We start from the raw sequence: 13,103 nt of genomic DNA on the forward strand, positions 1-13,103 counted from the left end.
GGTCCTTACTTTATGTATTTATTCCTAAAATAGAACATAATAAAGTTTAAGATTATGATATAATTTAGTTTAAAATAATAAACTTTACAAATACTATTTATTAATTTTTAAATTATTTATGGAGGCAATGTAATGGACATATCCAAGTTTATTCAAAATAAGGGACTTACAGAAATAGAAATAGAAGTCCTCAATTATATGATAGATAATATTAATTATATAAATAAGATGGGAGTAAGGGGAGTAGCAAAAAATAATTTTACATCAACATCTACTATTATGAGATTAGCTAAAAAACTTGGTTATTCTGGTTTTTTAGAAATGCAATACAATTTATTATCTTTAACTAAAAATGAATTAAAAGATAATTTAAATGATAGTAGCTTCATAGAAAGTCTAAATATGGATAGCCTATTAGAAGAAAATAGTAAAGAGGCAATTAATGGTTTTATAGATATTTTATTTAATGATGATCATAAGTTTATTTTTATATATGCAAATGGTTTTTCTGGTATTGTTGCAGAATATATAAATAAGAAACTTCTAGTTATGGGTAAGAGATGTATTTTGTCTAATGGGACAGATTCTATAGGAGTATTTGAAAATAATTTAGATTTTATAAATGCTATTATAGTAATATCTAAATCTGGAGAAACACCAATGGTGTTAAATAAAGTTATAACAGCAAAAGAACACAATATTAAAGTTGTATCTTTTACAAATGAAAGAGAAAATAGCATAAGTAAGCTTTCTGATATAAGATTTAAGATTCAAGATACAAACAAACTAGATGATAGAAATTTAATGCCAAACACATTTTTCCCAAAGGTACTAGTGTTAATAGAGTTATTAGTATATGAATATTATAAAAAGAAAAATAGTAATGGAGAGTAACGTGTTATCTAAAGAGGTAACACGTTTTTTACATAGGAAAATCTATATACATAAAGATAGTTAATTATTATAATTTGAAATGTAAATGGTTTCTGAAAAATAAATAATGGGGGTTACAATGATGAAAGAGAAGATATTAAATCAATTACAAAACTTTTCTAAAGGAATGTTTGTTCCTGTATTGATATTACCAATAGCCGGTATAATAATCGCAATAGGGAACATTTTAACAAATGCCAAACTAGCAGAATACCTTCCATTTTTAAAGAATGGAATGATATTTGGATTAGGAAAAATGTTATCTGGTTCATTAGTTTCAATTTTAACTAATTTAGGAATTATATTTTGTGTCGGTCTTGCAGTAGGACTTTCTAAGAAAAAGAAAGCAGAAGCAGGATTTACATCACTTTTAGTATTCTTAGTATTTATAAACGCAATGAACATTTTTTTAGAATTAAATAATAGATTAGCACCACAAGATGCCTTAAGGGGATCTGGTCAAACTATGGTTTTAGGTGTTCAAGTTCTTGATATGGGAGTTTTCTTAGGAATTATTTTAGGTATTGTTGTTGCTTATATACATAATAGATTTTGTGAAAAAGAATTTGATGGAGCTTTTCAAATTTATGGTGGCTCAAGACTAGTATTTATAATATTAATACCTATTACTGTTTTTCTAGCAATAATATTGAGTTATGTATGGCCTTCAGTACAATATTTAATTTCAAGTCTTGGTAATTTTATAACAGGAGCAGGAAACTTTGGTATATTTACTTATGGTACTTTGGAGAGATTACTTATTCCTACTGGATTGCATCATTTAGTTTATACTCCATTTTTATATAGTCCTTTAGGTGGAGTGGCTGAAATAGGAGGAAAAGTATTTGAAGGGGCAAGAAATATATACTTTGCAGAAATGGCTGATCCTAATATAGCAAAATTATCAGCATCAGTAATTTGGGATGCTAGAGGATTGTCAAAAATGTTTGGCTTAATTGGTGCATGTTTAGCTATGTATCATACTGCATTGCCAGAGAATAAGTCTAAGATAAAGGCAATTTTAATTCCAGCTGCAGTTACATCAATATTAGCAGGAGTAACAGAACCAATAGAATTTTCATTTATGTTCGTAGCACCAATATTATTTGTTATACATGCAGTATTAAGTGGATTAGGAATGGTAGTATTAAATATTCTAGGGGTCACAGCTATAGGACCAAATGGGCTAATAGACTTCTTATTATATAATATACCTCTTGGAGTTGCTAAAACAGTCTGGCCAATGTTTATCTTAGTTGGTTTAGGACAATTCGTTATATATTATGTTATATTCAGATTTTTAATAGTTAAATTCAAACTTAAAACTCCAGGAAGAGAAGAAAATGGAAATACAAAGTTATATACTAAAAAAGATTATAAAGAAAAGTCTAAAGTAAGTGCAAAATCAGGAGATTCAAGTATTGCGCCAGTTGTAGTAGAAGGCTTAGGTGGTAAGGATAATATACTAAAAGTTGATAATTGTTACACTAGATTAAGATTAGTTGTAAAAGATTCTTCATTAGTTAATGAACAATTATTAAAAAATGAAACAGCCGCAAATGGAGTAATAATTAAAGGAGAAAACGTACAGGTTGTCTATGGTTTAAAGGTTACAAGTGTAAGAAAGAACGTAGACGAATATCTTGGAATAGAATCAAATTAGAATAAAAAATTTAGTTAGGGACTGTGGCATTAAAAAATTTACATACAATATATTGTTTTGCAAATTTAAAGTTAACACAATATATTGTAGGATTTATTCTTAGTGCAACAGCCCCTTATAAAGATATAGTAAATTGGAACTTGAATAAAAATTCTATTAATTATGAAACAGGTTGTTAGTTCAAGTAACATGTATTTTTACCTCTTCAAATTGTTTACTCTAATAAATAACTTTACTATAATCAGCTTGTAAGAAGTCAATAAAAATATTATAGAATTTATAAAAATAAATATTAAAAGAAAAAGTCCTATAAAATATAAAAAAAGGTGGTTAATTTTATGGAACAAAATAAAAAATTTTCAATTGTTATTGCAGGTGGAGGAAGTACATTTACACCAGGCATAGTAATGATGTTATTAGATAATATTCATCGTTTCCCATTACGCAAATTAAAGTTATATGATAATGATGGAAAGCGTCAAGAAACAATAGGAAAAGCTTTAGAAATACTATTAAAAGAGAATGCACCAGAAATAGAATTCACATATACAACTGACCCCAAAGAAGCATTTACTGATGTAGATTTTTGCATGGCTCATATTCGTGTTGGAAAATATGAAATGCGTGAGCAGGATGAAAAGATTCCTTTAAAATATGGTGTTGTTGGACAAGAAACTTGTGGATCAGGTGGTATAGCATATGGAATGCGTTCTATTGGTGGAATGATGGAACTAATAGATATTATGGAAAAGTATTCTCCAAATTGTTGGATGTTAAATTATTCAAACCCAGCAGCTATAGTTGCAGAAGCATGCCGTATATTAAAGCCAAATTCTAAAGTACTAAATATTTGTGATATGCCAGTTGGTACTCTTCGCCGTATGTCTCAAATAGTAGGATTAACTCCAGAAGATTTAGAAGTTAACTATTTTGGATTGAATCATTTTGGATGGTGGACAAGTGTTAGAGATAAGCAAGGAAATGATTTAATGCCAAAACTAAAGGCTTATGTAGCAGAAAACGGTTATTTAAATCAAGTAGAAGTAGATACACAACACACAGAACCAAGTTGGCAAGAAACTCATAAAAAAGCAAAAGATTTATTAGCTATTGAACCTAATTTCTTGCCAAACACATATTTAAAATATTATTTATATCCAGATTATGTTGTGGAGCATTCAAATGCTGAATATACAAGGGCTAATGAAGTAATGAACGGAAGAGAAAAGTCCGTATTTACTGCTGCAAAAGAAATAGTTAAAGCTGGTACAGCAAAAGGTGGAGAATTCCATATAGATTCTCATGCTTCATTTATTGTTGACTTAGCAAGAGCTATTGCTTATAACACTCATGAAAGAATGCTATGCATTGTAGAAAATAATGGAGCAATAGAAAACTTTGATCCAACAGCTATGGTAGAAGTACCTTGCATTGTAGGAAGCAATGGACCAGAACCATTAGTTCAAGGCAAAATTCCTCAATTTGAAAAAGGATTAATGGAACAACAAGTATCAGTAGAAAAATTAGTTGTCCAATCATGGATAGAAGGAAGCTATCAAAAATTATGGCAAGCATTAACTCTTTCCAAAACAGTACCAAGTGCTAGTGTGGCAAAAGCTGTTTTAGACGATTTAATCGAAGCTAATAAAGAGTATTGGCCAGAATTAAAGTAAAGGAGATTAATTATGTTTCAAATATTTAAGAAAAAGAAATTATATTCTCCAGTAAGTGGGAAAAGTGTAGCATTAACCAATGTAAAAGATGAAGTTTTTTCTTCTCTAATGATGGGAGATGGCATAGCTATTGATCCAACAGATAAAGTTATAGTAGCACCTTGTGATTGTCTAGTTAAATTGATAATGAAAGGTTCAAAACATGCACTTGGCTTATTAATGAACAATGGTGTCGAAATATTAATTCATGTAGGTATTGATACTGTAAGTCTAGAAGGTAAAGGCTTTGAAGTATTAGTTGAAGAAGGACAAAAGGTTAAGTTAGGAACACCCTTACTAAAGTTTGATAAGGATTATATTATATCAAAAGGATACTCTCCTATAACAATGATGATTATTACTGAACCTAATGGTAGCAATATAAGTAAAAAATATGAGGATATCAGTGTTGAAGGTGGAGAAACTCCGGTAATTGAATTTTCTTAATAAATAAAAATTTTATCGTAAATACATCTATAAAATATATTTAGTAAAAGCTCGGAAAGTGGATATGCCATGTTTCGAGCTATGTTTTAAACAAGAAGCATATAAAGGAAATATTTATGTTAAATAAGGAGGTTAATATGATTAGTCAAGATATTAGAAAGATTGCTCCAGAAATGGATCCACTTCGTAGGGGTATGGGATGGTCAGTTGAAGATTTATCTAAACCTCAAATTATAGTTGAAAGTACCTTTGGAGATAGTCACCCAGGAAGTGCTCATTTAATAAAATTTGCCAATAATGCGGTACAGGGTGTAGCAGAAAAGGGAGGAAAAGCTGCCAGATATTTTGCAACAGATATATGTGATGGTATGGCTCAAGGTCATGATGGAATCAACTATTCATTAGCCTCTAGGGATACTATAACATCACTTATAGAAATTCATGCCAATGCCACTCCTTTTGATGGAGGGGTATTTATATCAAGCTGTGATAAGGCTGTTCCATCTCACTTAATGGCTATAGGAAGAATTAATATACCATCAATTGTTGTTACAGGTGGCGTTATGGAAGCGGGGCCTAATCTTTTAACTTTAGAACAAATTGGTGCTTATAGTGCTATGTATCAACGAAAAGAAATTACAGAGGAAGAATTAACTTATTATAAACACAATGCATGTCCATCTTGTGGAGCTTGCTCCTTTATGGGAACAGCTTCAACAATGCAAGTTATGGCAGAAGCCTTAGGATTGATGTTACCTGGCAGTGCCCTAATGCCTGCAACTTGCAAAGATTTAGAAGATGTTGCAATAGAAGCTGGGAAACAAGTTGTTGAACTAGTAAAGATGAATCTTAAACCAAAGGATATAGTTACAGAAAAGTCCTTTGAAAATGCAATTATAATTCATGCAGCAATTTCAGGATCTACTAATTCCTTATTACACATTCCAGCTATAGCTCATGAGTTTGGCATAAAAATTGATGAAGAAAGTTTTGATAGAATACATCGATATGCTCCATATCTTTTAAATATACGTCCAGCAGGAAAATGGCCAGCAGAATATTTCTATTATGCAGGCGGAGTACCAGCAATAATGGAAGAAGTAAAGAATTTATTACATCTAGATGTAATGACTGTTACAGGTAAAACTTTAGGTGAGAATTTAGAAGACTTAAAGAAGAATGGATATTATGAGAATTGTGATAGATACCTTAAAAAGGTTGGACTTACAAGAAGAGATGTTATAAGACCAATAAGTGAACCTATAGGTAAAAATGGAGCTATTGCAATTTTAAAAGGAAATATAGCGCCAGAAGGAGCAGTAGTTAAACATTCAGCTGTACCAAAAGAAATGCATAAAGGAATTTTAAAGGCAAGACCTTTTGATAGTGAAGAAGAAGCAATAGCAGCTATCATATCTAAAAAAATAAATCCAGGAGATGCTGTGTTTATAAGATATGAAGGACCAAAAGGTAGTGGAATGCCTGAAATGTTTTATACAACAGAAGCAATATCCTCTGATAAACAATTATCTGCAAGTATTGCACTTATTACAGATGGAAGATTTTCAGGAGCATCTAAAGGTCCTGCAATAGGACATGTTTCTCCCGAAGCAGCAGTTGGAGGGCCAATTGCTTTAGTTGAAGAGAATGATTTAATTGAAATAGATATAGAGAAAAGAATACTACAATTAGTTGGCATTAATGGACAAAAATTAAGTGAAGAAGCCATAGATAAGGTTTTAGTAGAACGTAAAGCTAAATGGGAAAAAAGAGAAAATAAATATAAATCAGGAATATTAAAGATATTTTCAGAAAGAGCAGTTTCACCAATGAAGGGTGGATATATGAAATAATAATATTTCTGTAAGAGTTAGTACAATAATAGATTTATGGAGGTTTTTATTGTGATTAAGATGAAGGTTTTAAATGCTCTAAAAAAATGTAAGATAGTAGCAGTTGTTCGTGGAGAAACAAAGGAAGTAGGTATTAAAATATCAGAAAGCTGTATTAAAGGAAATGTTAAAGCTATAGAAGTTGCATACACAAATAAATTTGCTAATGATATAATAGAAGAACTTTCAGAGAAGTATTCAAAAGATGATGAGGTTGTTATAGGTGCTGGAACAGTTTTGGATTCAGAAACAGCAAGAATGGCAATATTAAGAGGAGCAAAATATATAGTTTCTCCATCACTTAGTGAAGAAACAGCAAAGATTTGCAATAGATATAATATTCCATATATACCAGGAGTAATGACTATAACTGAAATAGTCACAGCCTATGAAAGTGGAGTAGATATTGTGAAGGTATTTCCAGGAAGTGCATTTGGACAAGGTTATATAAAGTCTATTAAAGGACCATTACCATATGTAAATATAATGGTAACAGGTGGAGTGAACTTAGATAACATAGATTCATGGGCAAATACAGATGTAGATTTAGTAGGTATTGGTGGAGAATTAAATAAACTTGGAGAGTTAGGAAAATTTGATGAAATAGAAGCAGTTTGTAATCAATATGTAGATAAATTTAATAAAGCAAGGGGTATATAAGATGAAAGTAGTTGGTTTTGGAGAGATATTACTTAGATTATCTACTAAGAAAGGAATGCTTTTTTTAAACTCTAAAGAATTTCATGCTAATTATGGTGGTGGAGAAGCAAATGTTTTAATATCACTATCTAGATTTGGAATTGAAACTAGAATGATTACAAAGGTTTCAAAGGATCAAATAGGAGAAGGCATAATTAACTATCTAAAAGAGAAATCAGTAGAAACATCTTTTATTAAAAGAGAAAACAAAAGAACTCCTATATATTTTGTAGAGGTAGGTAGTGGAAATAGATCTTCAAAGATTATTTATGATAGGGATAATTCTGCTTTTGGATCTATCACGGATGAAGATATCAATATAAAAGAAGCACTAAAGGATGCAGATGTATTTCATTTTTCAGGAATTACATTAGCTATTTCGGAAGAAGTAAGAAAGGTAACATTAAAAATATTAAAGTACTGTAAGAATAATAATATTTTGGTAAGCTATGATTCTAATTATAGAGCTAAAATGTGGACTTTAGAAGAAGCAAGAAAGGCAACAAAAGAAATATTACCATATATTAATATATTTTCTGCTGGAATATTAGATGCAGAAAATATATTAGATATGAGCTGTGATTTAGAAGACAAGCATGAAAAGTTAAACTACTACTATAATGAGATTACAAAATCTTATCCTAATATAAAACATATTTTTTCTTCAATTAGAGAGATTAAATCAGTAAGTGCAAATAGCGTACAATGTAATTACTATACAAATAATAAACTATATTCATCTAAGAAACATACCTTTGATGATATTATAGATAGAATAGGAGCAGGGGATGCCCTAACAGCAGGAGTAATTTATAGTATTGTAAATAAAAAGTCTTCTCAATATACTTGTGAATTCGCTACAGCATGTTCAGTTTTAAAACATAGTATACATGGAGATGCAAATTTAGTAAATATCGAAGAGGTAGAAAATTTTATAAGTAATGGAATTGGAAGAATATCAAGATAATTAATAAACAGTTTAGAAGATTGGTTCAATGACTTTATCCATATATTATCCCTAATGCCTTGAAGTATACTAAAGCAGAATATATATTTTCTAAGTTAGTATTTACGAACAAATAGCAAAGAATTAAAGAAAATGTAATGAAATGGACGAATAAAATTGTAAACAATGGATGAATAATGTGGAATATATTATAAAAATATAATATAATGTATAAAAATATAAAAAGAGAAATCTATAAAAATATAAAAGGAGACGGGGATATGTTTAATAAATTTGATACAAAGCCTCTTTGGGAGGTAAGTAAAACTTTATCAAGTGTGGCACAGGGCTTTGAACCAGCGGATATGGTTATTATAAATTCAAAACTTATAAATGTTTGTACAAGAGAAGTTATTGAAAATACAGATGTAGCAATTAGCTGTGGGAGAATTGCGTTAGTAGGTGACGCAAAACATTGTATAGGGGAAAACACAGAGGTAATTGATGCAAAAGGACAGTATATTGCACCAGGCTTTTTAGATGGTCATATTCATGTTGAATCATCAATGCTAAGTGTAAGTGAATATGCTCGTTCAGTAGTTCCACATGGTACTATTGGAATATATATGGATCCACATGAAATTTGTAATGTACTTGGATTAAATGGTGTACGTTATATGATTGAAGATGGCAAGGGTACTCCACTTAAAAATATGGTAACCACACCATCTTGTGTACCAGCAGTTCCAGGTTTTGAAGATACAGGAGCAGCTGTAGGACCAGAAGATGTTAGAGAAACAATGAAGTGGGATGAAATAGTTGGATTAGGAGAAATGATGAACTTCCCAGGTATACTTTATTCTACAGATCATGCTCATGGAGTAGTAGGAGAAACTTTAAAAGCTAGTAAAACAGTAACAGGACATTATTCTTTACCTGAAACAGGAAAAGGATTAAATGGATATATTGCATCAGGTGTGAGATGTTGTCATGAATCTACAAGAGCTGAAGATGCTCTTGCTAAAATGCGCCTTGGAATGTATGCGATGTTTAGAGAAGGCTCTGCATGGCATGACTTAAAGGAAGTAAGTAAAGCCATTACAGAAAATAAAGTAGATAGTAGATTTGCTGTTTTAATATCTGATGATACTCACCCACATACATTGCTTAAGGATGGACACTTAGATCATATTATAAAACGTGCTATAGAAGAAGGAATAGAACCATTAACTGCAATTCAAATGGTAACAATAAACTGTGCACAATGTTTCCAAATGGATCATGAATTAGGTTCTATAACTCCAGGAAAATGTGCAGATATTTTACTTATAGAAGATTTAAAAGATGTAAAAATAACAAAAGTTATTATAGATGGAAACTTAGTTGCAAAGGATGGAGTGTTAACTACATCAATAGCTAAATATGATTATCCTGAAGATGCTATGCATTCAATGCATATTAAAGATAAAATAACACCAGCTTCCTTTAATATTATGGCTTCTAATAAAGAAAAAATAACTGCAAGAGTTATTGAAATTATACCTGAAAGGGTTGGTACATATGAGAGACATATTGAGCTTAAAGTTAAAGATGATAAAGTTCAATGTGATTCAAGTAAAGATGTTTTAAAAGCAGTTGTATTTGAAAGACACCATGAAACAGGAAAAGCAGGATATGGTTTTGTTAAAGGTTTTGGTATTAAGAGAGGAGCTATGGCTGCAACAGTTGCCCATGATGCTCACAACTTATTAGTTATAGGAACAAATGATGAAGATATGGCATTAGCTGCTAATACATTAATAGAATGTGGTGGAGGAATGGTAGCTGTACAAGATGGTAAAGTATTAGGTTTAGTTCCATTACCAATAGCAGGACTTATGAGTAATAAGCCTTTAGAAGAAATGGCAGAAATGGTAGAAAAACTAGATAGTGCATGGAAAGAAATTGGATGTGATATAGTTTCACCATTTATGACAATGGCACTTATTCCACTTGCCTGTCTACCAGAATTAAGATTAACTAATAGAGGGTTAGTTGATTGTAATAAGTTTGAATTTGTATCATTATTTGTAGAAGAATAAATTAGAGAAACATATTTTAAATTTATAATTATTTTTAATTATTAAGAGAGTTATCGCATGAATTGTAAAAATTTTAATGTGATGATTCTCTTTTTATACTTGGACTAATTTGAAATACTGAACAATGAAATTGTATCACATAATTTTCACACAATAATTACATAATCACTTGATATTTTAAATTTAAAATTAGATTAGAGGAAAAGTGGTTTTAGTATTAAATTTTATGTTTAAAAACAAACTATCTAAGATTTAAATCATGGATATATTACCATAGAATATTGATATTGATTTTTAAAATATTAGTAATGTCATAGATGTAAAGTGAATGGTGATTGTAAAATTAAAAATAAGGTTTAATGGATAAACTAAGATACTGGATTATATTTTGAGGTGATAAAGATGGGAAGAAAAGTCTATCTTGTTGAAGATGAAAAAAGTTTGAATATATTATTAGAAAAGTATCTGCAACGTGAAGGGTATGAAGTAACTACTTTTTTTAATGGAAGTTCTGCAATAGAGAAAATAAAAGATGTTCCAGATCTTTGGATATTAGATATAATGTTACCTGATATAGATGGGTACCAAATAATCAAAGCTGTAAAAGAAAACAATAAAAATACTCCGGTTATTTTTATGTCTGCAAGGAATGAGGAACTGGATAGAGTGGTGGGATTAGAATTAGGAAGTGACGATTATTTATCAAAGCCATTTTTACCTAGAGAGCTTATAATAAGAACTAATAAACTTATGGAAAGAATTTATGGGAAAAGCAATAATTCTATGGATATAATTACCAATATTGGAGAGTACAAAATAAGTAAAAGACAAAGAGCTGTTTTTTTTGGAGAAAAAGAAATTCAACTAACAAACAAAGAGTTTGAACTATTAAATTTTTTTGTAGAGAATAGAAACAATGTTATATCTAGAGAACAAATTTTAATTAGTATTTGGGGAGAGGATTATTTCGGATCCGATAGAGTTATTGATGATACAATTAGGAGATTGCGCAAAAAGATGGATAAGTTAGATCTTGAAACTGTATATGGATATGGTTATAAATTGGTGGTTAAATGATGAAGAGATTAAGATTTAAATCATTAACAATGAGGATATGGACAACATTCACTGCTATAATTTTAATAATAATATGTAGTATTTCATTTTTATATTTAGTTGCATTTAAGAGAATTAGTGAAAATTCAAAGCTAGAGGATTTAAAAGTCGCTCATGATGTTTTATTAAACAGCAATAATTTTAATGAACAAAATAGATTTGATGAATTAAGAAATCTTAAGGGAAGTGATCATTTTATTGTAAAAATAGATGAGAATGATAAATATAAAATTATAGATATAGGTAAAAGAAAAGAGGAACCACCACCAATAGAAAAGAAGAATCCACCCCCAAGACCTGCTAGTGATGAAATAAAAATGTGGATGGCCAGTTATATTATAGGTAATAATATTCAGCAAAAGCAATTTAAAGAATATCATAACAACATGAAATTTATCTTTATAATAAGTTCAATTAAAAATGAAGGAGGAGAAAAACTTTATTTAATATCGTATATACCTGAAATACAAGATAATGTATTGTTATATACAGTAATAATTATAGGTATTATATTTATTATTATAGGATTTTTTACTGCTAAATTAGTTGCAAATTATATTTCAAGGCCTTTAAGAGAGCTTGAGGATTATACTGTAAAAATAGCTCATAAGGATTGGAGGGATCCTATTAAAATTAAAAATGATGATGAGATTGGTAGATTAGTAAATTCAATGAATCGTATGCAAAAAGAATTAAAAAAGATTGATGAAGAAGAAAAAATGTTTCTACAAAGCATATCTCATGATTTAAAAACTCCAGTAATGGTAATTATGAGCCATGCTCAAGCTATTATTGATGGTATGTATATAGAATCAGTTGAAGAAACTGCTGAGATAATAAAAGATGAGGCAGCTATTCTTGAGAAAAAAATTAAACAATTATTGTATTTAAATACTCTTGCCTATACTTTAGAAAATAATAGTGAAAATATAGGATTTGAGTTACATAATTTATTGTTTAACATTATAAGTAGATTTGAGATAGTTAATAGTAAAATTCAATGGAATTTAGATATTGATAAGGTTATTATAAAGGGAAATGCTGAAAAAATACGAGTAGCTATTGAAAATATATTAGATAATGGACTTAGGTATGCAGAAAGAGAAATTGCTATAACTCTTAAAAAAGAAAATTCTGTTGCAATCTTAGAAATTTATAATGATGGACCTAATATTGATAAAAATAATATAGAGTATATTTTTGAAAATCTATATAAAGATAGGACTGGAAATTTTGGCTTAGGTTTAGCTATTTCTAAAAAAATTATAGATTTCTATAATGGAGAAATAAAGGCAGTAAATAGAGATAATGGCGTAAGTTTTATAATTAAATATCCTATAGATTAATAATTGTCCCCGGGAAAGTAAAAATAATTATTATTTGCATTTTCCAATAAATTTTAATAATTAAATTTAGCCCTTAGGTAAGTATAAATAAGATTTATTTATCTTGTCCTAAGGGTTAATTATATAAAATCACAAAAAATTCACATAGTTATTTGAAACTGATACAACAATTTATAGTTACAATTTTAAATAAGGAAAGTTTGAGAGGAGCTTAATTTTAATAAATGACTTAAAAAATCAGCTTAAAGACATAATCAAATAACAATTT

The 13,103-nt window shown here is 29.4% G+C and carries 10 protein-coding genes; all 10 read left to right on the forward strand.

The genetic code is table 11. The features are described from left to right. The first annotated feature begins 132 nt into the window (after nucleotides 1-132). The 10 genes from ACYUEW_RS04455 (at nucleotide 133) to ACYUEW_RS04500 (ending at nucleotide 12,835) form a co-directional block, all read left to right on the forward strand. On the forward strand, nucleotides 133-894 hold the full coding sequence (locus ACYUEW_RS04455) for a MurR/RpiR family transcriptional regulator (protein WP_043031031.1): 762 nt from the start codon (nucleotides 133-135) through the stop codon (nucleotides 892-894). Between the two features lie 118 nt (nucleotides 895-1,012). Continuing rightward, entirely contained in the window at nucleotides 1,013-2,596 is a 1,584-nt protein-coding gene (locus tag ACYUEW_RS04460) for a PTS transporter subunit EIIC (RefSeq protein ID WP_460276292.1), read from the forward strand. Nucleotides 2,597-2,934: 338 nt separating this feature from the next. Further along, nucleotides 2,935-4,269, forward strand: coding sequence for a 6-phospho-alpha-glucosidase (locus ACYUEW_RS04465; protein ID WP_460276293.1), 1,335 nt, complete (start codon nucleotides 2,935-2,937; stop codon nucleotides 4,267-4,269). 12 nt (nucleotides 4,270-4,281) lie between these two features. Then, complete coding sequence (locus tag ACYUEW_RS04470; RefSeq protein WP_460276294.1) at nucleotides 4,282-4,755, forward strand: PTS sugar transporter subunit IIA; 474 nt, start codon at nucleotides 4,282-4,284, stop codon at nucleotides 4,753-4,755. Nucleotides 4,756-4,892: 137 nt separating this feature from the next. Further along, a complete protein-coding gene (gene ilvD, locus ACYUEW_RS04475; RefSeq protein WP_460276295.1) occupies nucleotides 4,893-6,608 on the forward strand; it encodes a dihydroxy-acid dehydratase in 1,716 nt (571 codons plus the stop codon). Nucleotides 6,609-6,659: 51 nt separating this feature from the next. Further along, nucleotides 6,660-7,307: a bifunctional 2-keto-4-hydroxyglutarate aldolase/2-keto-3-deoxy-6-phosphogluconate aldolase gene (locus ACYUEW_RS04480; RefSeq protein WP_460276296.1), complete on the forward strand. Its 648-nt coding sequence runs from the start codon at nucleotides 6,660-6,662 to the stop codon at nucleotides 7,305-7,307. A gap of 1 nt (nucleotide 7,308) precedes the next feature. Beyond that, entirely contained in the window at nucleotides 7,309-8,313 is a 1,005-nt protein-coding gene (locus tag ACYUEW_RS04485; RefSeq protein WP_003487591.1) for a sugar kinase, read from the forward strand. Between the two features lie 260 nt (nucleotides 8,314-8,573). Continuing rightward, on the forward strand, nucleotides 8,574-10,373 hold the full coding sequence (ade, locus tag ACYUEW_RS04490; RefSeq protein ID WP_460276297.1) for an adenine deaminase: 1,800 nt from the start codon (nucleotides 8,574-8,576) through the stop codon (nucleotides 10,371-10,373). Between the two features lie 402 nt (nucleotides 10,374-10,775). Further along, the gene (locus ACYUEW_RS04495; protein ID WP_085333802.1) at nucleotides 10,776-11,450 is read left to right on the forward strand and encodes a response regulator transcription factor; all 675 of its coding nucleotides are present in this window, start codon (nucleotides 10,776-10,778) and stop codon (nucleotides 11,448-11,450) included. Beyond that, nucleotides 11,447-12,835 carry a sensor histidine kinase gene (locus ACYUEW_RS04500; protein WP_460276298.1) on the forward strand — a complete coding sequence of 463 codons (1,389 nt, stop codon included), beginning with the start codon at nucleotides 11,447-11,449 and terminating at the stop codon, nucleotides 12,833-12,835. Before ACYUEW_RS04495 ends, ACYUEW_RS04500 begins: the two co-directional genes overlap by 4 nt. Nucleotides 12,836-13,103: the final 268 nt, after the last annotated feature.

This window comes from Clostridium sp. CTA-1, from assembly GCF_054768215.1.